The sequence below is a fragment of the Exiguobacterium sp. ERU653 genome (assembly GCF_018617775.1).
In the GTDB taxonomy this organism is placed as follows: Bacteria; Bacillota; Bacilli; order Exiguobacteriales; family Exiguobacteriaceae; genus Exiguobacterium; species Exiguobacterium marinum.
Map to the genome: position 1 here is coordinate 1278921 of NZ_JACSKV010000001.1, position 25158 is coordinate 1304078.

18 protein-coding genes and 1 other RNA gene are annotated in these 25158 nt (G+C 48.0%); 4 read left to right on the forward strand and 15 right to left on the reverse strand.

Translation table 11 applies throughout. The features are described from left to right. Positions 1-103: 103 nt before the first annotated feature. The 3 genes from KNO95_RS06565 to secA2 form a co-directional block, all read right to left on the reverse strand. Complete coding sequence (locus tag KNO95_RS06565; RefSeq protein WP_214878512.1) at positions 104-2857, reverse strand: bifunctional 2',3'-cyclic-nucleotide 2'-phosphodiesterase/3'-nucleotidase; 2754 nt, start codon at positions 2855-2857, stop codon at positions 104-106. A 134-nt stretch (positions 2858-2991) separates the two neighbouring features. After that, on the reverse strand, positions 2992-3795 hold the full coding sequence (locus tag KNO95_RS06570; protein ID WP_214703438.1) for an SLAP domain-containing protein: 804 nt from the start codon (positions 3793-3795) through the stop codon (positions 2992-2994). Then, positions 3795-6161 (reverse strand): accessory Sec system translocase SecA2, encoded by a 2367-nt coding sequence (secA2, locus tag KNO95_RS06575; protein ID WP_214878513.1) that lies wholly within the window; start codon positions 6159-6161, stop codon positions 3795-3797. The genes KNO95_RS06570 and secA2 overlap by 1 nt, the downstream gene beginning before the upstream one ends. Positions 6162-6413: 252 nt before the next feature. Here secA2 and KNO95_RS06580 point away from each other — a divergent pair, with 252 nt between their 5' ends. Together KNO95_RS06580 and KNO95_RS06585 are read left to right on the forward strand one after the other, a co-directional pair. Beyond that, positions 6414-7709 carry a Y-family DNA polymerase gene (locus KNO95_RS06580; RefSeq protein ID WP_214703436.1) on the forward strand — a complete coding sequence of 432 codons (1296 nt, stop codon included), beginning with the start codon at positions 6414-6416 and terminating at the stop codon, positions 7707-7709. Then, entirely contained in the window at positions 7706-8035 is a 330-nt protein-coding gene (locus KNO95_RS06585; RefSeq protein ID WP_214703435.1) for a YolD-like family protein, read from the forward strand. The genes KNO95_RS06580 and KNO95_RS06585 overlap by 4 nt, the downstream gene beginning before the upstream one ends. Here the strand turns inward: KNO95_RS06585 and KNO95_RS06590 are convergent. Both KNO95_RS06590 and KNO95_RS06595 read right to left on the reverse strand, forming a co-directional pair. Then, positions 8032-9588, reverse strand: coding sequence for a SulP family inorganic anion transporter (locus KNO95_RS06590; RefSeq protein WP_251125095.1), 1557 nt, complete (start codon positions 9586-9588; stop codon positions 8032-8034). The two genes, KNO95_RS06585 and KNO95_RS06590, sit on opposite strands and share 4 nt — an antisense overlap. Positions 9589-9721: 133 nt before the next feature. Next, positions 9722-11134, reverse strand: coding sequence for an NAD-dependent epimerase/dehydratase family protein (locus tag KNO95_RS06595; RefSeq protein ID WP_034770932.1), 1413 nt, complete (start codon positions 11132-11134; stop codon positions 9722-9724). Between the two features lie 137 nt (positions 11135-11271). On the opposite strand from KNO95_RS06595, the gene KNO95_RS06600 reads away from it, so the two are divergent. Then, on the forward strand, positions 11272-11463 hold the full coding sequence (locus tag KNO95_RS06600; RefSeq protein WP_026825461.1) for a hypothetical protein: 192 nt from the start codon (positions 11272-11274) through the stop codon (positions 11461-11463). A gap of 286 nt (positions 11464-11749) precedes the next feature. Here KNO95_RS06600 and KNO95_RS06605 read toward each other — a convergent pair whose 3' ends face one another. From KNO95_RS06605 to KNO95_RS06625, 5 genes are all read right to left on the reverse strand, one after another. Beyond that, complete coding sequence (locus tag KNO95_RS06605; RefSeq protein WP_026825460.1) at positions 11750-13144, reverse strand: RNA-dependent RNA polymerase family protein; 1395 nt, start codon at positions 13142-13144, stop codon at positions 11750-11752. An 887-nt stretch (positions 13145-14031) separates the two neighbouring features. Next, positions 14032-14430: a GNAT family protein gene (locus tag KNO95_RS06610; protein ID WP_026825459.1), complete on the reverse strand. Its 399-nt coding sequence runs from the start codon at positions 14428-14430 to the stop codon at positions 14032-14034. Between the two features lie 47 nt (positions 14431-14477). Beyond that, positions 14478-15314, reverse strand: a complete 837-nt coding sequence (locus KNO95_RS06615) for an HNH endonuclease (RefSeq protein WP_034770929.1) — start codon at positions 15312-15314, stop codon at positions 14478-14480. A gap of 7 nt (positions 15315-15321) precedes the next feature. Beyond that, positions 15322-16779: an ATP-dependent nuclease gene (locus KNO95_RS06620; protein WP_026825458.1), complete on the reverse strand. Its 1458-nt coding sequence runs from the start codon at positions 16777-16779 to the stop codon at positions 15322-15324. 196 nt (positions 16780-16975) lie between these two features. Continuing rightward, a protein-coding gene (locus tag KNO95_RS06625) for an IS3 family transposase (RefSeq protein ID WP_152538879.1) occupies positions 16976-18546 on the reverse strand; the annotation gives its coding sequence in 2 pieces (ribosomal slippage) (positions 16976-17907 and positions 17907-18546; 1572 coding nt in all). Positions 18547-18813: 267 nt separating this feature from the next. Here KNO95_RS06625 and KNO95_RS06630 point away from each other — a divergent pair. Then, entirely contained in the window at positions 18814-20361 is a 1548-nt protein-coding gene (locus KNO95_RS06630; protein ID WP_084483580.1) for a transposase, read from the forward strand. Between the two features lie 399 nt (positions 20362-20760). On the opposite strand, the gene KNO95_RS06635 is transcribed toward KNO95_RS06630, so the two are convergent. The 5 genes from KNO95_RS06635 to KNO95_RS06655 form a co-directional block, all read right to left on the reverse strand. Then, on the reverse strand, positions 20761-20904 hold the full coding sequence (locus tag KNO95_RS06635; RefSeq protein ID WP_026825454.1) for a hypothetical protein: 144 nt from the start codon (positions 20902-20904) through the stop codon (positions 20761-20763). A 116-nt stretch (positions 20905-21020) separates the two neighbouring features. Continuing rightward, positions 21021-21376, reverse strand: a transfer-messenger RNA (tmRNA) gene (gene ssrA / locus KNO95_RS06640). A gap of 49 nt (positions 21377-21425) precedes the next feature. Further along, positions 21426-21896, reverse strand: coding sequence for an SsrA-binding protein SmpB (gene smpB / locus KNO95_RS06645; protein WP_026825453.1), 471 nt, complete (start codon positions 21894-21896; stop codon positions 21426-21428). A gap of 54 nt (positions 21897-21950) precedes the next feature. Continuing rightward, the gene (gene rnr, locus KNO95_RS06650; protein ID WP_026825452.1) at positions 21951-24356 is read right to left on the reverse strand and encodes a ribonuclease R; all 2406 of its coding nucleotides are present in this window, start codon (positions 24354-24356) and stop codon (positions 21951-21953) included. A gap of 15 nt (positions 24357-24371) precedes the next feature. Continuing rightward, a complete protein-coding gene (locus KNO95_RS06655) occupies positions 24372-25124 on the reverse strand; it encodes an alpha/beta hydrolase (RefSeq protein WP_371742748.1) in 753 nt (250 codons plus the stop codon). Positions 25125-25158 lie beyond the last annotated feature (34 nt).

Here is a 25158-nt window from a genome sequence, read left to right on the forward strand (position 1 = left end):
TTGATTATACATAATATATAACGATAACGTAAGGGCTTTCATTCACATTTTAGACACTTTTATCCGACAAAAAACGACGCCCGAATCGGACGTCGTTCAACTCTTATTTTAGTTTGAATGTAGCTTGTTTTGCACCAGAACCATCATAGTCACTCGCGATGACTTTATACGTTCCTTTCGCAAGACCTTTTTTGAATGTGAACGTATACGTTCCCGCCCAGCTCGCTTTCACTTTCGCCACTTGCTTTCCTTTGGCATCCTTCAAGACGACCTTCGCGCCCGGTGTTGTTTTTCCAATCAATGCACGAGTGCCGATTTTCACACCTTTCGTGTTTTTCGGCGTCACCACTTTAGGTTCTTCGAGAACAAATGATTTAGTTTCCACTACTTTACCTGTGACATCTTTCGCTTCGATTTCATAGCTTGCCGCAACGAAACCAATTCGTTTTGTGAACTCAAATTTACCTGCTGTGTCAGCCGTCGCATAGGCGATTCGTTTCCCATCACGTTTCAATACCATTTTAGCACCCGGTGAAGTCGTTCCTGTCAAAACGTTTGTGTTCGTGTATGTCAAGCGCTTCGAAATCGCTGGCGCTCCGACGAATCCTGCACCGACGACTTTCGTTTCTGTCATCGTCTTGCCATTCAATTCGCTTTCAATCGTCAACGACTGACGGAGTTTGAGCGGTTTGACCGTCAAACGGTACATGCCCTGTGCATCGGCTTTCGTCGTCGCGAGGACCGTCTTGCCATCTTTCAACGTCACGTTCGCAGATGGAGCCGTCTTCCCGGTAACGACTTTTGCACCCGGCTTGATCACATCGACCGAGAGGGTCAAGTCAACGGGTGCCGCTTCGAGCTCAGTCGTATAGGTGCGGAAGAGACGACCTGCCGCATCTTGACGCGTCGCGTCTGTCGCTTCGATTCCTTCGTAAAGGTTCAAGTACTGCTTCCCTGCATCCGCTGTTTCAAATGTCACCGAACGTTTCGCGTCCGCGACAATCTTCCAGTTGTTGTCGGCTTTGTAGTCTAACTTGTCTTTACTTTCGACAATGTAGTCCGAGATGACGTTACGTGTCTCATACGCTGAGCGATAGACGATGTTCTTCCCGCCACCGAGACCTGGGAACGATGAAGAACCGGCGCGATAGTTGTTCGTCGCGACCAAGAACTCCTGGTCCATCTTGATCGGTTGTCCGTTATATTCGACATTTTTCACGCGGTTCGCGTTCTCGTTGACAAGCTTCCCGCCGACATCGAACTTCGCAGGACCCGTGACATCGATCTCATACGTCAAACCGTCGAGAACATCGAAGTTGTAGCTACGGAATTGAAGGTTGAGTAAATTTTCGCCATCTTCTTCGATTTGGTCAAACGCACCCGCTGACATCTCGAGCCAGTCCATGACATCTTTTCCTGTCACTTTGACGACTTCGAGCGTGTTCGGATACACATAAAGGTCCGCGACGTTTTTCAAAGCGATTTGCCCTTTCGGGATGTTCGTGTAGTAGCTCGCATCCGTCAATTCACGGCCACCGGCTTTGAACGGTGCGCCCGCTGACAACAGTGGCAATTCTTTATACGCTGAAAGTTCCGGGTTCGTCTCGAGTTCTTTCTCGACATACCATTTCTGTGCATTCGTCACGAACTGGACTGATGCATCATCACGGACGAGTGCGAAGTAACTTTGGATGTCGTCTTGAATCTCACCGACCGGTTGGTTGATATAGTCGATTGTCGCCAAGTGGTCGTCTTCAATCAACGCTTGAATCGTCGGGTCGACCGCCGTATCAGCCGTCACCGTGTCGAGCGTTGCTGATGCATCGATGATTTGCCATTTCCCATCTACGAGTTCGAGCTCGAAGTCGATGACGCCGAGGTCTTTCCCTTGGTTATTCGCCATGACGACCGGTTTGCCATTGATTGTCCCTTTCGTCATGTCGACGTTCGGGAACGAGGCGAACATACCTTTCGCATCTGGGAAGCGACCGTGTTGATGCCCTGTCATGACCATGTCGAGTCCGTCAATCTTCGTGAGCGCGTAACCGACGTTCTCCTCGCTGTCGAGTTGTTCATCTGCAAGTGTTGCACTGTCGCCGATGCCTGAGTGCGCGAGGGCGACGACGAGGTCCGCTCCCTGGTCTTTCAATTTTTGAACCGCTTCACGTGCTGACGGGATGATATCCTCTGCCGTCACACGACCTTGAAGGTTCCCCGAATCCCATGACATGATTTTCGGAGGGACGACTCCGAACACACCGACTTTGATCGTATGTGTTTCCCCATCCATGTCTGTAACCGTTCGTTCGATGATTTGGACCTCTTGTCCATCCACGTTGAACTTCGAGACGATCGGGTTGCCTTCTAGATCGTTGACGTTCGAGTTGACGAAGCGAAGTTTCCCTTTCGACCCTTCCATCGCGTTGTATAAGAATTCGAGACCAAAGTTGAATTCATGGTTCCCGAGTGTGACGGCATCGTAGTTCAATGCGGCCATCGCCTTGTACATCGGATGTTCAAACGCTTCATTTTTTTCAGCTTGGCTCTCACGGACGTAATCGCCAAACGGTGTCCCCTGAATCGTATCCCCGTTATCGAACAAGAACGTGTTCGTTTCCCCAGCGGCTGTACGATGTTCATTGATGAGTGTCGCGACTTTCGTCAACCCGATCGTGTTGTCAACCTTGTCTTGGAAGTAATCGTAGTTCGTGATGTTCGTATGTAAGTCTGTCGTCTCTAAGAAACGGAGCTTGACGATATCCTCGTCCACTTCTGCCAAAACGTTCGGTGCCTGTAGCGGCAAAACGGTTGGTAACACGAGCGCGGTCGCGATCGACCATTTCAATGCGGTTTTCATGTGATTGTCCCCTTTTTTTGGCTGATAATTGTCTAACCATATTCAATATAACACCAGCCGCCTTGCCCTCCTATTAAAATTTTGTATAAAAATAGACCTAATTTCTTTTTACAGAAATCAGGTCTATTCTCCTATCATTGTTTAATACGAACGGTGAACGGTCCATCGCCCTCAATTTCTTCAAACGTGACCGATACCGGGTACGCATGTTTACCATGGACTGGCTCTTCAAGACGAATCATCGTGAAGCCGATTACGTCATCCCCGCTCACGAGTTCAAGCGGGAGTTTCTCGACGTTCAAGTGGCGGTCATAACCGTTGCGGAGGAGAATCGTCGCCGTGACGTTCGTCTCTTCTTTCTCTACCGAGACGAGCATCAAATTGAACTCGTTCTCCCCGACCGGTGGCGTCGAGATATTCGTTCTCATGAGCTGTTGCCATGCTCGTTTCGAGAATGTCGCTTCTTCTTCCGGTGATACGAGTTGTAGCGGGTCAATCGGGTTCATTTGGAAGACGAGTCGGAGCGAGTCGTACGACTCCACCTCGCCGAACATCTCATCCAAGAAGAAGTCCAAGTAGACCGGCTTGCTCGTCCACGCTTCAAAGCTCGGCAGTTCAGAACGCCCTAGTACCTTCCGTCCGATTGGGACGTTGTTCGCGTCCAACAAGAGGACCGGCAACTCGTTGATTTCGAACGAGCTCGGAAGCGTGTTGCGGAACAACGCCACGATTGACAAGTCATGTCCGAGCGACTCGGCATTCAACAACTCGATCGAGAGCTGGTTGTCGAGAAGTGCGGGAAGTCGTTTCGCGTGGTAACGGAAGACGTACTCATCCTCTTTTGGAATCCCCATCGCATCGTCGATGACGAGCGTCAATTGGCGTCCTTCCTCTTTGTTTCCTGTCTCGATTTGTTTACGTTTACGAAATCCTAACATTATACTTCCTCCTCTGCCATCTCTGCGAAGTAGCGATCGAGCTGGCATAGTTCCGTCGTGACATCCCGTGCGATATTGATATACGTCTGTTCGAAGATTTCAAGTCCCTCTTTCCCGAACTGACGGCTCGGGTCTTCCTGCCCATAGCTACGAAGACCGATCCCTTCTTTCAACCCGCTCATCGTCGTCAAATGATCCGTCCACTTCATGTCGACGGCACGAAGAAGCGACTCTTTTGCGAAGAGGACGATGTCGTCCTGTTCGAGGCGTGACGCCGTCGTAGCGATGATGGTCTCCATCCAGTCGTTTAAGGCATCCTTCAGTTCACGCGTATCCGCGATGTCATTTGCCCATGTCGGCTCCTGCATCGTCAAGTAGCGCAAGTCTTCCTTCAACTCATCGATTGGCCATTCCTCAGGCACGAGTTCATCCGATACATGCATATCGATGCTGTTCTCGAGAGCGAGGCGCATCATGCCGAGGACGTTTTTCGTGATGGCATCCGCGTCGGCGTTGACGGCCTGATTGCGAATCGTATAAATGATATTGCGTTGCTCGTTCAAGACATCGTCGAGTTTGAACAAGTAGTCCCGAATCGAGACGCCAAGTCCTTCAATCGTCGTCTGCGCATATTCGATGATCTCGATTGCATCTTTCGACGAAACCTCACCTGTCGCGTTCGGCTTCAATTTTTTCTCTATGCGCTCTAGCTTCTGCGCCGTATAGCGTTTCACGATCTCATCTTCGAGCGAGACGAAGAACTCGGTCGCACCCGGGTCGCCTTGACGCCCCGAACGACCGCGGAGCTGATTGTCGACACGTTTTGACTCGTGGCGCTCCGTCCCGACGACAAAGAGACCGTCCGCTTCCTTCGCTTTTGCATCGAGCGTGATATCCGTCCCGCGTCCGGCCATGTTCGTTGCGATCGTCACTTTGCCGAACTGACCGGCATCTGCGATGATGTCCGCTTCCTGTGCGACCGTCTTCGCGTTCAACACGTCATGCTCGATCCGCTTCTTCTTCAAGTGCTTGCTGATCGCTTCTGACTGTGCGATCGAGGTCGTCCCAATCAACACCGGACGTCCCGTCGCATGCAATTCCGCCACTTTTTCAGTGACCGCCGCATACTTTTGCTCGGTCGTCATGAAGATGCGGTCCGGATGGTCGACACGCTGACGCTCGCGGTTCGTCGGCACTTGGACGACGTCCATGTTGTACGTCTTCAAAAACTCTTGGCGTGACGTCTGGGCCGTCCCCGTCATCCCACCGACGAGCGGATACATGCGGAAATAGTGCTGGATCGTAATTTCCGCCGTCGTCTTGTTCTCTTCGGTGATCGTGACGCCTTCTTTCGCCTCGAGCGCCTGATGCAACCCTTCCGACAAGCTCCGCCCTTCCATGATGCGTCCCGTGAACAAATCGATCAGTTCAATCTTGTCTTCACGGACGATATAATCGACGTCGAGCTCGAACAAGACGTTCGCCCGGAGCGCCTGGACGAGATAGTGATAGAGCACCTGATGCGAGGCGCTGAACAGATTGTCGATGGCGAACAGCTCTTCAATCTTGACGATTCCTTCTTCCGTGAACGTCGCAGATCTCGACTCGAGGTCGACCTCGTAATCGGTCTCACCGAACTCGGAAATGATCTGTTGCGCCAATTGTTTCAACCGAATGTGCGATCGGTCCTTTTGCGCGATGATGAGCGGTGTCTTCGCCTCATCGATCAAGATGCTGTCGACTTCATCGACGATTGCGAAATGGAACGGGCGTTGGACCCGTTCTTCCGGCTTATGGACAAGGTTGTCACGCAAGTAGTCGAATCCGAACTCCGTCCCGACCCCATACGTGATGTCTGCCTGATACGCAGAACGCTTCTCGTCCGCCTCGATGTCTGGTACGTTCAAGCCGACCGTCAACCCGAGGAAGTCATGAATCTTCCCGATCTGTTCAGCGTCACGTCTCGCCAAATAATCGTTCACGGTGATGACATGGACACCTTTTCCTTCGAGCGCTTTGACGTAACTCGGTAAGGCGGCGACGAGCGTCTTCCCTTCCCCGGTCGGCATCTCCGAGATGTTCCCTTCGAGGAGGGCAAACCCACCGATGAGCTGGACGTCATAGTGACGCATGCCGAGCACACGGACCGACGCTTCTCGGACGAGAGCGAACCCTTCTTCCGCGATGTCATTCACTTTCTTTCCATCCAAGAGACGTGCTTTGAGCGTCTCCGTATATGTACGCATCTCGTCATCCGAGAGGGCTTTCATCGTTGTCTCTAATCCATTAATACGCGCGACCCGTCGTTCGTACGCTTTCAAACGCCGGCTTTGATCATTCGTTAACTGTTTTACAAATTGGATCACACTAATAGCCTCCATCTTTCTATCAATTCATCACTTACATACTCGTCTATTATAACGAAAATCGAACCGATTCGGATACTTTTTTACGAAAACTTCCTAAAAGTTGGTTTTTAGACACGTGAAAACCTATAAATTTTGGGTAATTTTCAAAAAATCTTTGTAAAAATATTTTCAATTCACTATTTGAGATGACGTGAGACCGTGTTACGATGAAAAAAACAGAACATTCGTTCGTAAAAAGGAGTGGTGACGATGCGCAGACGAATCTTTTGTATCGACAGCGTCTCGTTCTATGCCAGTTGTGAGTGTGCCGCGCGCAACAAAAATCCTTATCACACGAAGCTCGTCGTCCTCTCGAACCTCCGGGACAGCGGGGCGCTCGTCCTCGCGGCGACCCCGAAGATGAAACAGCTCGGCATCAAGACCGGGTCACGTCGCTTCCACATCGACCGCCTCCCGTGGCACGAACGGCAAGACGTCCTCTATGCCGAGGCGCGGATGAGTCATTATTTGAACGTTTCCATCCAAATCATCCACATCCTTCATCAGTTCGCCCCGCCCGAGGCGATTCGCGTCTATTCGATTGACGAGACGCTCGTCGACATGACCGGGACGGAGCGACTGTTCGGAAGTGACGAGCACGTCGCCCACCTCATGCGTGCGACGATTTTTCGCTATACAGGGATTCCCGTCACCATCGGCATCGGACCGAACAACGTCCTCGCCAAGCTCGTCCTTGATTTGCATGCGAAAAAGAAGGGTGTCGCCACGTGCCTTCTCCACGACGTCGAGCGACTCATCCATCCGGCCCCAATCGAGAAGATGTGGGGCGTCGGGACGAAGATGGCGGTCCACCTGCAGCGGCTCGGTATATGGACGATTGGGGACTTGGCCCGCTATCCGCTCGAATCCCTTCATGAAAAGTTCGGTGTGATCGGTGCAGAACTTTGGCATCACGCCTGGGGCATCGACGAGTCGCCGACCATCCTGCCAGCGAGCTCCTTGTTCGGGGCGAAACGGACGCGACCGAAGTCGATCGGACACGGCATCACCCTCATGAAAGACTACACGACGTATTCCGCAATCCGGCTCGTCTTACAGGCGATCGCGGTCGAGGTCGGCATGCGGACACGGCAAGCGGGACTCGTCGGGGGGACGCTCCACCTCGGGGTGCGCTATACGCGAACGAGCGACCGGGGTGGCTTCAGTAAACAAAAGAAGCTCCCCCGCTTCACAGCGGACGAGCAAGAGTTTCTCCCCATCTTAGTGCAGTTATTTTTAGACGGCTGGGAAGAGACGGAGGCCGTCCGCTACGTCTCGGTCGCTCTCGGCAAGCTCGAGCCGCGGAGCGACCACGTCCAGTTATCGTTCTTCGAAGACGAATGGGCGAAGGCGAAACGGCTCGACTTCCTCGATTTGATTGACGGCTTGAACGTCCGGTTCGGTCGCGGCACGATCCGACCGGCATCGAGCCTACTAAAAGACAGTCCGCTCCGGACGCGCCAACGTTTAATCGGCGGACATAAACAAGGAGGCGATTCCTCATGAGCAAGACCCGCTATCGTGACCGGGGTGAGTTGAAATGGATCCCATTTCTCATGCCCGAGCACGTCGCCCTACTGAAACGTTATTATGCACAAATCCAAAAAATCGAACTGCCCGATTTGGACGAACAGCTCCTCTATCTCTGGCAGACCGAGCTCGAACGGGCCATCCGTGAAGGCGACCAGGTCGAAGTGACCTTGTTCGTGGACGGCTTGACGAAAAGCATGCGCGGCTATGTCCACGCCATCTATTATGCCGAGCGCGAAGTCGAGCTGTTCGACGGCGAGGTGCGCCGCGTCCCGTTCACCGACATCTTGTCCGTTCGTTAAGACGCCTCGATCGCTTCCTGGGTCGTCTCGAACGTCTCGATTCCGTCGAGCAGACCATAGTGAGCAAGCGTCGCGCGGACCGAGGGAGACAGGTGCGCGAAGATGACGTGACGTTCGGCCGCTTTCAGTTCGGTGACGACACGACGCAACTCCTCGACCGCGGTCACGTCGATGACCGGACAACGATGGAAGTTGAAGATGAACACGTTCGGCTCCCGATGAATGTGATGGAGGACGTGCTCGAACAGCTCGACCGCACCGAAGAAGAGCGGGCCTTCGACGCTGAAGACGATTTGGCCGTCCCGCGTGACGTACCGTTCTGTCCGTTCACGCACATCGATCGTATCCGCCATCCGTTTCGCGAAGAGCGCGAGAGCACAGATGACGCCGACCTCGACGGCAACGACCAAGTCGACGAATACCGTCAACAATAGCGTGACGAGTAAGACGAGCGACTCGGATGAACGATGACGTAACATCGCCATCACATGATGACGTTCGGACATGTTCCAGGCGACCCGCATCAAGATCGGGGCGAGTGCGGCGAGCGGCACGTAACTCGCGAATGGGGCGAGGACGAGTACCGCAACGAGGACCGTGAGTCCATGGATGACACCGGCACGTCGGCTGACCGCTCCGGCTTGGATGTTCGTCGCCGTCCGAGCAATCGCACCTGTCGATGGAATCCCACCGAAGAACGGTGTGATCACGTTCGCAAGCCCTTGCCCGAACAGCTCCTTGTCTGGCTTCATCTTCGTCCCCGCCATCCCGTCAGCGACTGTTCCTGAAAGGAGTGACTCGAGCGCACCGAGGAAGGCGATAGCGAACGCGGACGGGATGAGCGTTGTGATTAGGTTGATGTCGATCGCAAGCCAGTTGAATTCCGGTAGTCCGCTCGGGATGCCACCGTATGCACTTCCGATGGTCGCGACCTCACCCGGGATGAGAAGACTGACAAACGTCGGGACGAGCATCGCCATGAGTAAAAGCGGTAAACGGAACGGCAGCTTCGGGACGAGCCAAAGCGTCAAAAAGCCAATCCCAGCAATGACAATCGGCCACGGACTCGCTTCGGGCAACGCCTGACCGAGGCGAAGCAAGTTCTCATGAAAATGCGGCGCCTTCTCAAACGTGACCCCGAACAACTCATCGAGCTGGTCGACAAAGATGACGACGGCAATCCCGGCCGTGAAGCCGATCGTGACGGCACGAGGCATGAAGCGGATGAGCCGTCCGACCCGGAGCACGCTCATGAGGAGCAGTAAGATTCCCGCAAGAACGGTCGTGACGAGTAACCCTTCATATCCATATACGAGGACGACACCCGAGACGATCGGGATGAACGCTCCCGTCGGTCCGGCGATTTGAAACGTCGAACCCCCGAACAGGCTGACGAGGATCCCCGCGAAAATGGACGTGTAGAGCCCGTATACCGGTGGGACTCCTGAGGCGATGGCGAATGCCATGGCGAGCGGGATGGCGACGACACCGACCGTGATGCCGGCCGAGATGTCCTTTTGCCACATCTCACGTGTGGAGAGTGATTCTTGCATCATACATTCCTTCTTTCCAATCAGTTCAAAAACGAGTTTAGTGTACGCCTGGAAAGAGGGCTTGTAAACGGTTTGAGAAAAACGTTAACAGAATGTACAAAAGAAAAAGACGCACCTTTCGATGCGCCTCCCTTCAATTCGTCGGAGCTTCTACGACTTGATCGCCATCTTCCGCGTCTTTCCCCAGCAACTTCACATGACGACCGAACAGCCACATGACGACGAGATGGGCTTTCGCCTGAGTCTTCGTGTAGAACCACCATGGGAGGGCCGGTACGAACTCATGGATGGCGACGAGTCCTTCATCCGACTCCGGTAATCGCCGGAATTCGAGACGCCCCGTCTTATCCTCTTCACTCAATTTGACGAACTTGCCCCCGTCAATCGCAAAGGACGCCATATCGTCTGTCGCTTCTCGTTCCAGGGATAGATGAAGCGCGACGAACGATTGATCAAGCAGTGCAATCTCCCAATCATCATCTTCTTTTGTCGTCTGGATGAGCGGGTACATAAAACGACCGAGCCACTCGAAGTACGTGTCCGCCATCCAAAGCGCCGACTTTTCTTCCGGCAGACCGAACCGCTGAATCGAACGGACCGTATACGATTTCGGTTGCTTTTTCTTTTTGCCGCCCGAGGACTGCTTCTCTTCTTCCTCAAGCGCATGTTCGACCGCCTGTTTGAATGGAATCTCACCTTGGCCGATACCTTCGACCGTGTCTTCTGCGACCATCGCGTGCCCCATGCTCTCGACGAGCGGATAGACGGTCGCCTTCGGTTCACCCGTGACAGCCATGACCCACAGCCGCGACAGTTTGATTGTCGGGAACGGGAAGTCGATCAAGACGCGACGCTTATCCATGACTTCGGCTGTCTGTTCGATCATCTTCCGATACGTCATCACCTCGGGACCCCCGATGTCGATATGACGGTCATAAAGCGACTCGGCACCGACGACCGAGATGAGCGCCTGAACGGCTTCACGGATGTCGATCGGATGTGTCTCCGTCTTCGTCCATCGTGGCAAGATCATCGACGGCAATCGTTTGACGAGCTTCGCTAAAATCGGGAACGACGAACCTTCCGGACCGATGATCAGTCCAGCCCGTATCGTCGTCACCGGCACGCCCTGACCGCCGAGGATGCGCTCGACTTCGAGTCGACTCTTCAAGTGACGCGACAACGTCTTCTCTTGTTTCGGGATGATCCCACTCAAATAGACGATCTGCTCAATGTCGTTCGCCTTCGTCGCCCGGGCGAAGTTGTCCGCAATGAGCGCGTCCATGTCCTCGAACGTCGCCTGCGTCAAGCCGCCATCCGGAATCATCGAGTGGACGAGGAACATCGCGTAATCCGCGCCCTCACATGCTTCTTTTGTTGCCTCATATGAAAACAAATCACAGGCACGCCACGTGATATGGGCCTCATCTTCTTTATTCTTCGTCGATCGCGACAACGCGATGATGTCGTATTCTTCTTTTAGCTGTTCCATCACGTTCGAGCCGATATAGCCGCTCGCCCCCGCAATGACAATCGTTTTCCGCATAATGGTCACTCCCCTTCATTTTCACATAGAGGTAATGTACCCTTCTTGGGCTGAGATTAAATCAGTCCTGCGCCCTACAGTATGCGCTCGGAAATATTTGTAAACTAAACTCAACTATAAGCGGAGGAGGAAGGGCTATGGGGTTTTGGTATTTCTTGATGCTATTGATCGGTGGAGCGCTCGTAATTCGCGGCCTATTCAAAAAGAACACTAACGGACTGACGCGGTTCAGCACACTCATCATCGGAGGTTTGTTAATCGCACTCGGCTTGTTCATGTTTCAAGACGGAAGTGATGCGATTGTGGCGGATTTGTTTAACTTGTGGTGAGGATTACATCACCGCATTCATTTCATGCCTGATTACTCTTGAAATGAAAACGAGTCAAACCCGATTGTTAAGGTTCGACTCGTTTTTTGGCTTAGATATCAGATTGTATGACTTATTTTGTTGTATTTGACGAGCAAGATGAGACTATAATGGTTAATTTGTACATACGAGTCACTTATCCTGATTTACACATATGCGCTATATACTGTTAGAATTTTGAGCACCAAATAAAAATTTGAACCGTTGATAAACCACACAGTTTTTTACTTTTAAATGATTAAATGAATCAAAAATTAGACTTATAATAATCTAACTTTTTGTGAATTTTTTTCCAATGACGTTTTACTTGATTTTTAATCTGTACATTCACAGGTAAATCTTCCATCAACTTTTGAGCTTTTAGAGCGTAAGTAATAAAGTTGCCTCTTCCCTTATAATTAAATCCAAGATGCGTATAAAGACTGTATACATCCTTCATATAGGCATTTCGATTATGTTTTATTTGCTCTCTAGCTACTACTCTAACTTTTTTGTAGGCTCGACTAAAATACTTAAACAAACTTTTTTCTCTTATTTTAATTGTAGACCCATCAAATAAGAAACCTAGATAATCCAAATGTGATTTTCGATAATTACGATTTAACATAATATTATTTTCATAGCTTAATATGATAGTTTTTTCTTTTTGTAATATTAAATCTCCATAACTATCTATTTTCTTATAAATTTCGCTTTCAATTTTTTCTATCGATAGGTCTTCAGTTTTTGGTATAACCCAAATCAAATCATCACAATAACGACGATAAATTCCATTTAAAGATTCTGTCCAGGTATACATTTCTTTATCAAAATTGATTAGTCTGATGTTTGAACAGACAGCACTTATTCCAGAGCCTTGTGGAATTCCAACTTTACTTGAGTTCAATGGATTGACTTTTAAACGCTTTGTTTTTAGTAAATGTCTAAACTCTTTAATATCCATATAGCTATGAATTTTCTTTTCATCTATTAGTTTTCCTAGTTCCTTTTTGCCATATTTTTCAACTAAATACTTATCTAAATCTTCTTTCTCGATACTTCTATATTTTGTTATAGATTTAAAAACATTATAGATATCCCTAGGAAGCTCCTCAACTTCTAAAAGTTGCTTCATAGTATCTTTTAATGATTTATGTGAAATGTTATCGAAAAATGATGAAAAATCTAAAGCAATAACAATAGCTTCATCTCGCTCTAAAATGAACTTAAAAACCTCTTTAGCAAAGTGTATATTATTTTTACCTTTTTTATTATTTCTATATGCTATAGCACATTCATCAATTCCTTGAGAAATCATAAACTCATTGTATTTTTCATTTAGTAATTCGCCGTAGTATTTGTATATATAGCTATCATAATGTGAAGCATAATTAATCTCTCTCTTTTTCGGTTTTTTGCACTTATGATCATTTTGATTATAATTGGGAAGCTCTTTAAATTCTTTTAATCTGTCTCTATCTATCCCTTCTTTAAAAGTATATTTTTCTAAGTTCAATGAATAATGAATAAATGGTAAAAAAGCATGTTTACCAACAAGTTCAGGATTCTGAATTTGTTCATAAACATGCCTTATAGATACTTTTTTATCTAAATGGAGGTAATTTTTTGATTTATAGTGTGAAAAATAAGATAGTGGTTTCATTCAATAAGTCTCCTTTTGCAGAGCTGAGGGAGCAGTAATTGGGCCTATTACAAGTTCTTGCTCCCCAAGCATACATGAAGAATAGCAATGCACCATAATACATCTATAATGCACTACGGACCCTATTGAAACATTTAGTATATAATCGAATTATATCGACTGATATAGGGGGTGAATTTACCGTGCTCAGCGAGTTATCAGCATGGATAGTGGTGGTGCTATGCAATATAGCGTTGAACCATCTCAGTGATTATTTGCTTGACAAGGTCAAACTTCCCTTATGCATTCCCAAATGAATACAACGTGTTTATTTTAATTCAAATCGTGAAATAAATCAATAAAATAACAGAGATTTTTTTCCAAAATTCAATCATATTTATCACTATTATTGTAAACTTAAAAGATTCAAAACAAGAGTAGAAACAGCGAGTCAGAACCGCTTCCGAAGTCATCGTAACGCATGCTTCTACTTGTATAGTTTATCAATCAAGTCTCAATGTGCCACTGTCGATAACTAGGCGCCGGCCCATTTGTGGTTGGTGGGCGGATTTATTTTACTTGGGGTGAGAATAGATCAATGTAAACGAGTCGAACCTAAATTAGGAAGGTTCGACTCGTTTTATGTCTTAGGTAACCAATCTGCAATAACCCATATTGCATCTCATAGTATTAAGGATAAATCAATTGTATCCCTATTTATGTGGTCATTTACTTGAATATTCGCAGCTCGGATTTTCGTTCTACGAGCGTGTAAAGATAATCAACGTCGACACCCGGTTGTTCTTGCTAGTATTATAAATCGGACAAGCGAGGACAAAATTTCACAAAATTTTATTCTGCATATAAGACCCCCGGGATAAAGTGAATCACGTGAATAATAGTAGAGTTTAATTATAAAGTCGCAAAATAGCAGTTCCAGTACCATCATCTTCTTCTTTGAATCCCTGCTTTTCCCAAAAAGAACGTGCTATTTCTGTTGTAGGGTATAGCTCAAATATACAATTTGAATTTGTATTTTTCAAAAAAGTCACTATTTTGCTACCAATACCATTTCGTTTGTGAAACACTTCAAAATTATCTATTGAAATACTCTTTTTACTAGCCATACCTAAAGAATACTCAATAAGAGCCACAACTTCATTTTCAACCTTTATCTTGTCGAGCCTTATCATTTCCTGATCTTCTTGTCTAAAATATAAAAATGACTTAGACATAGACCATGTAGATAGCGTCAAAAAAGGTTCATAAGTTTCAAGCTCTTCTAACGTACACGGTGAAAAATTCATTGGATAATTCTCCCTCTCCAAATAATATATTTCACTCAAACTGATTACTATTTGATTTTATTCAAAAAATCACTATTTATTATGCCTCTATACAAAGCTGATTTCCAATAATTAACTCCGTATTTTTTTTCAAAAACCTTTAAATTACGTTCTAAATTAGCGATATGAGTAAGTAATGAAGTGTGAGGGCTATCAACGATTAATTGTCTTATATTAGAAATTTCTTCATCCGATTCTGCTGCGTACTCATTTTTGAGTTCTAACCTTGAATAATGACTTTCAATTAGTTTAAATTGATCTTTGTCAATTGACTCTTGAGTCAGGTTAAACGATATCTTTGGAACCTCATCATCCAATAAATAATTAAATTCAACTTCCAAAAAAATTGTTTCATAAGGTAGCTCATCAAAATAAAAGTTAATAAACATTCTATTACCCTCATCAATCCATCTTTTCCCTTTTTTAGAATTGCAATATCCACAACACGGAATTAAGTTTGATGGGTAGATAGCATACTCGGGAAACAGCGACTGAGGTAGGTAATGATCTATAGTTCTGGGTTTATCTATTCCGCAATAAGGACATGTATTTCTTAACTGCGGGGACTGTGCTTTTAAAATTGCAGAAACTACTTCTCCTTCCAGATACCCGTCTTTATTTCGTGAATAATTGCTTTTTAAATAATCTTTTTCATCATCTTGTGAAATAGGGCTTTGCGATATATGTTTTAATTCTTGAGAATTATCTTCATAGTGGCTGTAACGTTCGAATACAACACTTTTAATTGCTTCCAACTTTTCTTTCTTAATTGCGTCCCTACAATTCTTAACAACTTGTGTATAAATATCATCACTTGAAAGGGAGGGTAAAACTAATTTTCTCATAAATATTTCACCCCTTGTTTAGAGAAGATAGGTATGTAAGAGCATTAAAACTTAATTCTTCATTAAACAATTCAATAATTTCATCCGAGGATTTTTTATCTAAGAGTCTTTTTAAATAGGTTTTATAATTACTTTCGTGCTCTTGCACCTCAAATAAGATATTCGTTATATTACTGATGTTTTCGCCAAAGAATTCATTATATGGTTTTTCTATAAGTGTTGTGTTTCCATACCGATTAAAAACATGAACATATCTTGATGGTATTTCTTGCATTATAAGAGGAGAATGAGTAGATACTATTGCAAAAGAATCAAATTCTTCTAAGATTTCATAAAATAATCTCATTAAATTCGCAACAGCGTTAGGATGTAAGTGTGTTTCTGGTTCGTCGAACATCAGTAAAGACTGCGGTTGAATATTAGCAATTACTTCTGACATCGTATACAACAATATATTTTGACCAGAACTTAGATTGTAACTGAATCCGCCGACTTTATGTTTGCTTATTTCTTCCAATTCTTCTAAGTAATCTTTTTCAAATATGTTTGACAAAATTCTAATCCATATATTGAGTCTTTTCTGTTCTTTAATCTTACCGTATGCTCTCCAAAAATTAGTTTCCAGTTCTTCTATTTTAAGAATTCCATTTTTCGAGCGAAGACCACAATAAATATAGCTGAATAATTTATTATCATCTTTACTTTCTAAATCATCTTTCATGTTAATATCTTCAAATGGCTTATACATTTCATCGAATGCACTATAAGAAATAGTAATAATTTTGCTAAAAGGAGGTCTTTCATTGTTTAGTATATTTTTATTATTTACTCCACTCATAAATTTTGAAATTTCATTAAGTACAGATGTTTTCCCTGTCGCATTTTTTCCTACAAATGCATTTATTCTATAAGGTAGTATATTCTTCTGAAAATCAAATTTAACATGGTGTGGAGAACTTGATCCTTTTAAAGTACATGAAAATTCAAATTTATAATTACCATTTTCTACACTGACCCCATTAATAATATTCGTAGCATCCTTTAACGCTTTAGAGGCTTCACTAAATCTTATAAGAGAGCTTTTAAAAAAGTTATGGTTGCTATATTTTTCTTTAAAATACGGATTGATTGCTGCATCATTTAGCCCCTTTAATATTCTATTCCTATTCTTCTTATTAATTTTATTTAATGAACGATAATACTCAGGAGTTTGTCCCAAAGAGCAAAATTCTTCATCTAGTTCTTTAAAAGATGAAGGAATCACATTTCGAGTAATCGGTTCAATATTATGCATAATCTTTACTTCACCTAATTTTATACTTTTTTTTGCATTTTTATAGTACATCATATGAAATAAGGTTTCAGCAGTATTATAATCATCCCAATAATCGGTTATTAAAACTACACAAGGATAAACCATATCAATTGTTAATTCCTTTCGATATTCCTTCACGTAAAATTCCATTTAAATTCCCCCTTAATTGTCTTTACATACTTTCACCATTAATTAAAATAAATCATAATTAATAATACTAAATTTAGACTTTATATGGTATTGCTATATTCATTATATTGTTAATTATGTATTAATAATCAAAAAAACACTGAGTTATAATGAACTGCTCCCCGTCAAGTAGACAGGGCAAATAATGAAAACCAAACTAGGCGGCTTGAGACCTGTATTCGACAGGGCTCAAGCCGTTTAGCCGTTTCTGGAAACGATCGTGGTTGTAGAACGATATGTAGGCCTCGATGGCCGATGTGAGTTCGCTATAGGCCTGAAACTCACGCAGGTAGTACATCTCGACTTTCAGGGTACCCCAAAAGCCCTCGATCGGGGCGTTGTCGAGACAACGTCCGACCCGGGACATGCTGTGGGTCAGCCCCGCGTCTTCTACCATGCGTTTGAACCCTTTCGATGTGTATTGATATCCTCGGTCACTATGGATCATCGGACTCGCTCCTGTACGGAGCCCCGCGATCGCTGGCATCATCGTTTGGAAGACGAGCCCGTTGTTGTTAGACTTCCCGATGCGATAGGCGACGATCGAGCCGTCATACAGGTCGATGATCGCGCTCAGATACGCCTTCTTCCCGGCACCAAATTTGAACTCGGTGACGTCGGTACACCATTTCTCGTCAGGTCGGGACACGCTGAATTCCCGATTCATCAGGTTCTCGGCCACATGCTGCGGTGACGATTTTTTGTACCGCTTTCTCTTCTGGCGGATGACCGAACGGATCTCATGGATGCGCATGAGACGATAGATGCACTTCTCATTGTATGCCGGCAGGCCATGCTGGCGTCGTCTGCGATTGACCGTCATGGTGATCCGTCGATAACCGTAGATCCCGTTCACCTGGTCGTAGAGGAGGCGGATGTCCTCTAGTAGGCTTAGATTCTCCTCCTCGCGTACCGAGACGGTACGCTTCAACCATTTATAGTAGGCAGCCCGTGAGACCTGCGCGATCTCGCACAGGAGCACGACCGAGAACGTATCGGTCGTCGACATTTCCTCGATGGCCATGTAACGCAATTGTAGCCGGATCTGGCTGATCAACCTCTCCTCTCGATCTCCTCTAACTTTTTTAGGAACAGGTTCTCGGCCCGCAGGCGCTCGTTCTCCCGCTCGATCTGTTGGATGCGACGTTCGAGCTTCTCCTCGTTGGTCAGTTCCTCTTCTTGCTTCGTCCGTCCACGCCGGTCCTCGAGCCCGTGCACGCCGTCGGCGTCATATTTTTTCGTCCAACCATAGACCTGTTGGTACGACACGGCGAACATCTCGGCCGTCCGTTGATAGTTCCGCCCATTGTCCAGGCAATACCTGACGATCTCCATGCGTTCCTCGAATGTGGTCTTTCTCCCTTTTGCCATAGCTCGATCCATCCCTTTTCTCGAATCTGTTAACTCGCTATGACCAGTATACTGCCTAATCCACCTGTAAAGAACAGACGAACTACTGATGTCGTGTTTGGAGAGGGTTTCCATTTTGGAGAGACCGTCGAGATAGTCACGGACGGCCGCGAGCTTCTGTTCTTTGGTGTAATGTCTCCATGTCTTCGATTCCTTCAACGCATCGATCCCACCGGTATCGAATTTCACTTTCCACACCTGGAGGGTATCCCAAGAGACGTCATGGGCCTCCATAATTTCCTTCCATGTATATGTTTCTTCTTCCATCATACGTAGCGCAGCCATTTTTTGTTCAATCGAATGCCGACTTCTCGCCATAAAAAAACACTCCCCAATCAGATAAACAGATTTGTTATTTCATCTGTCTACCTATTGGGGAGCATATCATAATTAAATAAGAGCTTAATACCCCACTTTAATTTTTTTGTAACATGGCACGCACCGTCTTTTTTTAACAGAGACGGCGGCATAACCAGACGTTATGGCTTCAAAGAGTATTTTGCAATACAAATGTGGTTCTTACGCAATGTTAGTGAGGTAGTGATGCTAACATTATGGGAATAAAATCAAAAAGGATTGATTCCCATGAACGAGTTAGAATTCTTGGATGATCGACTGCGCGTCACGAGTGCTCACTCACACGATGGGGTGAGACACTTTTCCGCTCGTCTCGTTTCCAGCGGTGGATGTTGTCCAGACTGCGGTCGGTCTTGTCACCGACGTCACAGTTTCGCGACACGGCGGCTAAAAGACTTCTCAGGAATGCATCAAGTGCTCCGATTGCACGTTCAAGTCCCGAAATGGTTCTGCGACAACTCTGGATGCCCACGTTCCATCTTTACAGAGCGATTGCCGTGGGCTCTTTCTCATTCGCGGAGAACGCTCCGTACGGAGCGCGTGTTGTCCACTTTGATGTTGGCCATGAGTGCGAAGGAAGCCGAGCGTGTCACTGCTGTCCTGGGTTTTCGCATCAGTCACGACACGCTGCTCAGGGTGTTACGACGGGTGCCCATCCCGAGATCCTGTGCCGAGGTGATCGGCATTGATGACTTCGCCTTCAAAAAAGGGCATCGGTACGGGACTATCATCTGTGACGCAACGACCCATCGCCCCATCGACCTGCTCCGGACCCGCGAAGCTGACGCTTTGACGGATTGGCTTGTGAATATGGAGAAAGGACCTGTCCGCGCATCGGTCGATCGCTTCCCGGCCTATCAAGAAGCGTTGCTCAGCCAGGGCGTCGTAGTGGTGAGCGACCGATTCCACCTCGTAGACAACCTGTGGCGATGCCTCAACTCGATATGCCAACGCGTCCTCCCCTCTCGAATCCCTATAAATCCGGAAGGTGCTGTATCGTACGGTTTGAAACCGCAACACCCGACCGAACCTCGGCAAGAAACGAAACGACCGCTGGTCGAAAGGGTTCAAAGCATGCACCGCCAAGGGATGAGTCTGAATGCGATCGCCCAGATACTCGGCTTGAATTGGAGGACTGTCAAAAAATACAGTGATCCGGCTTACGAACCCTCCCCGCCGAAACGACAAAAGCCTCACTTGATTGATCGTTTCATGCCACATTTGAGGGAATGTGTCCGAAATCGGTTCACACTCCAGGAAACGGATGCTTATCTGAGGCAATTAGGTTACAGAGGTTCGTTTGGCGCGGTCCGTTACCGTTCACGTGACGCTCGGAGGGAGGGTCTTCCCGAACCCCAGGTCTTTATATCACGCAAGGACGTCTGTCGCTTACTCTGGCAATGGCCTCTGAGCAGGCCGGATGATGCCATCGATGTCTCGTACCTGTTGGTCCGTTGCGAAGACCTGGTCATCCCGTTCTGTTTCATCCAAGGATTTAGGGAGGCGATTCGGGAACGGGACGTGGAACATCTCCTTGCATTGATCACCAATCCACAGGTCACATCACATCCCGGATTGAAGCGCTTCGTGGGTCGACTCAAACAAAATATAGAGGTGATTCTGGCGGCTTGTCGGTTTGAAGAAAGCAACGGTTACGTGGAAGGGAACGTCAACCGTCTAAAGATGTTGAAGCGACTCATGTATGGAAGGGGAAGTTTTGACTTGCTCAGGATTCGGGTGCTTTGTCGTAATCCCGATCCGAGTTGTGCTCACTGATATTGCAAAAAAATGAGCGACCACCTTCAGCGGGTCGCTCGTCATCGTTCACCAACATTGCGTAAGAACCACTCCTATTTTGCACTACACATTCAAAGTAGATGTCTCGTGAATCGCAACCTGTTTTTAAAATAAATGAGCTGGCTCATGCGGTTCGACACACATGTGATTGGTACTTTTTAATCGCACTCGAGTTGTTCATATTCCAACATGGAAATGATAAAATCGTTGCTTATTTTTCAACTTATTGTGAGAATCGACTCGTATCAGATTAGAAAACGGAGAAACAACAAGAAGGCCACCCATGCATAACATACGCACGGATGGCCCTCTTCATTTAGCTCAAACTTCTTATAACAGAACATCTGAAGTCGCTAAATTACCCAATCGTTCACCAGATCACTTCTTATCTTGTTGCTTCTGCAAATACGCCTCACGAAGCTGGTTCAATCTTTCTTTCTTGTTTGAAACAGTCGGCTTTTTCCCGTCTTGGTACTTCGCCGCAGCTACTTTGCTTTTCGTATCCAATTGATATTTCCCCATGCTCTTCACCTTCCTTTCTTTATGGCTTCAATCAAAAGCAAAGACCTTCTAATCTCAATGAAATTAGAAGGTCTTCCATGAAAATCATTGAATCGCAGTCGTTACAGACTGCTTCAAAATGGAGACGGCGGGAGTCGAACCCGCGTCCGAAGGCATCGTAACGTATGCTTCTACGTGTGTAGTTTATCTATTGAATCTCGATGTGACACTGCCGATAAACAGGCGTCGTCGCATCCAGTCTGTTTCATCTCTTCTTCGCGCCCTCAGACGGCGAGGTTGAAGCGTAGCTTGCTTAGTTTGAGACCCTGAAAGTCATCCACACAAGCGATGGATGTCAGGATCCGCAGGGCACTTAGGCTGCTGCGAGTTGTGTGTTAGTTTTGCCAGTTATAGGCGTTTGCGTTTTAACGAGGCCGACCCCTCGACACGCAACATACGACCGACCTACCCCCGTCGAATCCATAACGTCCCCGGGGTGGTAATTGGTACTCTATTTAATATACCACAATTAGGATTCGTTGTCAGTATTTTTGCCGATCGCGCATCGCACGGTCGACGTCACGCTTCGCGTCTTTCTTCTTCAAGTCCTCACGTTTGTCGTACTTCTTCTTCCCTTTTCCGACACCGAGCAGGCACTTCGCGACCCCATTCTTGATATACACTTTGAGCGGGATGATCGTGTAGCCGTCACGCCCTGATGCTCCAATGAGCTGATTGATCTGCTTCTTATGCAACAATAGCTTCCGGACGCGGAGTGGGTCATGGTTGAAGCGGTTCCCTTGTTCGAACGGGCTGATATGACAGTTGTGAAGTGTCGCCTCGCCCCCGTCGAATCGGACGTACGCATCCGCGATGTTGATCTTCGATTGACGGACCGACTTGATCTCCGTCCCTGTGAGCACCATGCCTGCCTCAATCGTATCTTCGATCGCGTAATCGAAGGACGCCTTGCGGTTTTGGGCGAGTGCGTTCGAATCTTTCTTCTTGGCCATACACATTCAGTCCTTTATCTACAAGATACGGAGGAAGGGACGAGCCCTTCCCCGTCAGCGACGCTTCTTCGCACCTCGTTTAGCGTCGCCTTTTCGTTTGTGCTTGTCTTTATTCTTCAGGTCGAGTGCCGAACGGCCTTGGGATGACTTCTCCCCGTCTCGCTTCGGTTTCTCGCCTGGTTTACCCGGCTTGCCGGGTCTTCCTGGTTTGCCGCGCTTCTTCTTGTCGTCCCGACCGCGACCGCCACGACGGTCTTTCTCGTCCTTCTTCGGACGACCGCCTTTCGCTTTGATCGTCGTCGGTTGGCGACGCGTCGACGGTTCTCGTTTCGGCATGCCGACGACCGTGAAATCGATCGTCCGCTCGTCTAAGTTGACGGCGTCGACTTTGACACGGACGGCGTCCCCGATACGGAACTGACGTTTCGTCCGCTCCCCGAGGAGCATGAGCTGTGACTCATCGAAGTGATAGTAGTCATCCATCGACTGGAGACGGACAAGCCCTTCAATCGTATTCGGAAGCTCGATGAACATCCCGAAATTCGTGACGCCAGCGACGACACCATCGAACTCTTCACCGAGATGGGCTTCCATGTATTCGGCTTTTTTGAGTGCCTGTGTCTCGCGCTCTGCGTCGACCGAGCGACGTTCCCGTTTCGATGCCTGTTCAGCGATCGCCCCGAGACGGTCCTCGTACTTCGCAATCGTCTTCTCCGACAAATCATTGTTGAAGACGTACGTGCGCATGAGACGGTGGACAATCAAGTCCGGATAACGACGGATCGGTGACGTGAAGTGCGTATAGAAGTCTGTCGCGAGTCCGAAGTGACCGAGCGAGACGTCATCATATTTCGCCTGTTGCATCGAGCGAAGCATGATCGTGCTGATGACCGGCTCTTCCGGTTCCCCGTCGATTGCCTTCAAAATCTTTTGAAGCGTCTTCGGTTCGACTGTCTGCCCTTTGATGCGTTCGATGTGAACGCCAAAGTTTGCGACGAAGTCGAAGAAGAAGTCGAGCTTGTCCGGTTTCGGATTGTCGTGGACACGATAGATGAACGGCACGTCCATCTTGTGGAAGTGTTCCGCGACCGTCTCGTTGGCCGCGAGCATGAACTCCTCGATCAACTTCTCGGCGACCGAACGTGGACGAAGCACGATATCTGCCGGCTTCCCTTCCTCGTTGACGACGACTTTCGCCTCGGCGAAATCGAAGTTGATGGCACCGCGCGAGTTACGGCGTTTCCGAAGCACTTCCGCGAGCTCGGCCATGAGGTCGAACTCACCGATGAACGGCTCGTACTTTTTCAACGTCTCTTCGTCATCGCGCTCGATGATCTCACGGACATTCGTATACGTCATCCGCTCCGTCGTCTTGATGACACTCGGGAACAAGTCATGGCGAACGACCTTCCCGTTTTGCGGGGAGATCTCCATGACGCAGCTGAGCGTCAAGCGGTTGACGTGCGGGTTGAGGGAACAGATCCCGTTCGAGAGTCGGTGCGGAATCATCGGAATGACGCGGTCGACGAGATAGACACTCGTCCCGCGCTCGAACGCCTCGACGTCGAGCGGTGAGCCCTCTTTCACGTAATGCGAAACGTCGGCGATATGGACACCGAGCTCGTAGTTGCCGTTATCGAGTTTTTTGACGTGGACGGCATCGTCCAAATCTTTCGCATCTTCGCCGTCAATCGTGAAGATCGTCTCGTCACGAAGGTCGACGCGTCCGATGAAGTCTTTCTCGTCCGCCTCGTCCGGCACCGCATTCGCCTGAGAGATCACGTCCTCCGGGAACTCCGTCGGGATGCCATGCTTATAGACGATCGACAAGATGTCGACGCCCGGATCGTTCTTATGCCCGATGATGCGGACGACGTCACAGGCACCGGCGAAGCGTCCGTCCGGATACTTCGTGATGCGCACGACGACTTTATGTCCGTCGACGGCACCGAGTGACTTGTCCGGGTTGACGACCGGCCAGAAGTTGATGCGTTTGTCATCCGGCTCGATGAAGGCGAACTGGTCGAGTCGACCGCTCGGGAGTGTATACGTCCCGACGAACTCTGAAAGTCCGCGCTTCAAAACTTTTAATAAAATTCCTTCTGTCTTGCCACGATTGTCCTCGCGCTTTTTGACGAGGATCGTATCGCCATGATAGACGTCCTTCAGTTGGTCGGGCGGCAAGAACACGTCTTCCGCTTCCCCTTCAACCGACAAGAAGCCGAAGCCGCGCTGGTGGATCGAGATGATCCCCGCGACTTGGCCGAGTACGGCGAGCGTCCCGTAACGGTTCGTCCGCGTCCGGCCGATGGCACCCTCTTCCTCGAGGGCATTCAATGTGCGGATGAGCTCTTTGAAGTCATCCGTCGACGCGAGCTGTAGTCGCTCGGTCAGTTGATCGACAGAGAGCGGTTTCTCGCTCGCCTGTAAAATCTCTAGTAATTGGTCACGTAAATTCAACGTGACACCTCCTTCTTAGACTGACCAGTCTAACGTTTCGAGAAAATCGAGCACGTCCTGGTGCAGTTTCTCTTTTTCTTTGTCGAGCGTGATCACATGTCCCGAGTCCTCATAGATGAGCAACTCTTTTTGGAACGTGTTGACCGCCTCGTAAATCTGATTCGCCGATTCCGGGTCAATCATGTTGTCTTTGGCGCCTTGGACGACGAGTGTCGGGACGAAGATGTCCTCGAGCTTCGACGCCGTGTCGCGGACGAAGGCACGGAGGTCTTTTAGCGTCGGCATCGGTTTGAACTCTGCCATCTCCTGCTCGATCTGTTCCGGCGACTTTTCTTCTCTACCCTTATATTCTCGGGCATATGCCTGGACTCCTTTATACAAGCGGTCCTCGGCATCGATTCCCGTCGGCGCGCACATCGGGATGACCGCCTTGACGTCTTTCTCCTCGGCGAGACGAAGCGACATCACGCCACCTAGCGAGAGTCCGCAGACGACGATTTCCTCATGGCCTTTGTCGACGAGTGTCTGGTAAGCGTTCAAGACGTCTTCCCACCAGTCTTTCGGTCCATATTGGAGTAATTCTTCCGGTGGGACGGCATGACCACGATAGATCGGTCCCATACATGTGTATCCTTCTTTTTGAAGGAAGCGACCGAGCATGCGGACATCCGCGCTCGATCCAGTGAAGCCATGTAACATCAACACGGCACGTTTTCCGCCCTCGAAGAAGAACGGTTTTGGTGCTGTTACTTTCATTTCGTACGTCATCTCCTCGTATCTACATTATTCCCCAAAAATAAAT

What these genes read in the sequence shown, in the direction of transcription:
- KNO95_RS06565 (WP_214878512.1), bottom strand. Translation starts at nt 2,857, where the DNA reads ATGAAAACCGCATTGAAATGGTCGATCGCGACCGCGCTCGTGTTACCA.
- KNO95_RS06570 (WP_214703438.1), bottom strand. Translation starts at nt 3,795, where the DNA reads ATGTTAGGATTTCGTAAACGTAAACAAATCGAGACAGGAAACAAAGAG.
- KNO95_RS06580 (WP_214703436.1), top strand. Translation starts at nt 6,414, where the DNA reads ATGCGCAGACGAATCTTTTGTATCGACAGCGTCTCGTTCTATGCCAGT.
- KNO95_RS06585 (WP_214703435.1), top strand. Translation starts at nt 7,706, where the DNA reads ATGAGCAAGACCCGCTATCGTGACCGGGGTGAGTTGAAATGGATCCCA.
- KNO95_RS06590 (WP_251125095.1), bottom strand. Translation starts at nt 9,588, where the DNA reads ATGCAAGAATCACTCTCCACACGTGAGATGTGGCAAAAGGACATCTCG.
- KNO95_RS06595 (WP_034770932.1), bottom strand. Translation starts at nt 11,134, where the DNA reads ATGCGGAAAACGATTGTCATTGCGGGGGCGAGCGGCTATATCGGCTCG.
- KNO95_RS06600 (WP_026825461.1), top strand. Translation starts at nt 11,272, where the DNA reads ATGGGGTTTTGGTATTTCTTGATGCTATTGATCGGTGGAGCGCTCGTA.
- KNO95_RS06605 (WP_026825460.1), bottom strand. Translation starts at nt 13,144, where the DNA reads ATGAAACCACTATCTTATTTTTCACACTATAAATCAAAAAATTACCTC.
- KNO95_RS06610 (WP_026825459.1), bottom strand. Translation starts at nt 14,430, where the DNA reads ATGAATTTTTCACCGTGTACGTTAGAAGAGCTTGAAACTTATGAACCT.
- KNO95_RS06615 (WP_034770929.1), bottom strand. Translation starts at nt 15,314, where the DNA reads ATGAGAAAATTAGTTTTACCCTCCCTTTCAAGTGATGATATTTATACA.
- KNO95_RS06620 (WP_026825458.1), bottom strand. Translation starts at nt 16,779, where the DNA reads ATGGAATTTTACGTGAAGGAATATCGAAAGGAATTAACAATTGATATG.
- KNO95_RS06630 (WP_084483580.1), top strand. Translation starts at nt 18,814, where the DNA reads ATGAACGAGTTAGAATTCTTGGATGATCGACTGCGCGTCACGAGTGCT.
- KNO95_RS06635 (WP_026825454.1), bottom strand. Translation starts at nt 20,904, where the DNA reads ATGGGGAAATATCAATTGGATACGAAAAGCAAAGTAGCTGCGGCGAAG.
- smpB (WP_026825453.1), bottom strand. Translation starts at nt 21,896, where the DNA reads ATGGCCAAGAAGAAAGATTCGAACGCACTCGCCCAAAACCGCAAGGCG.
- KNO95_RS06655 (WP_371742748.1), bottom strand. Translation starts at nt 25,124, where the DNA reads ATGACGTACGAAATGAAAGTAACAGCACCAAAACCGTTCTTCTTCGAG.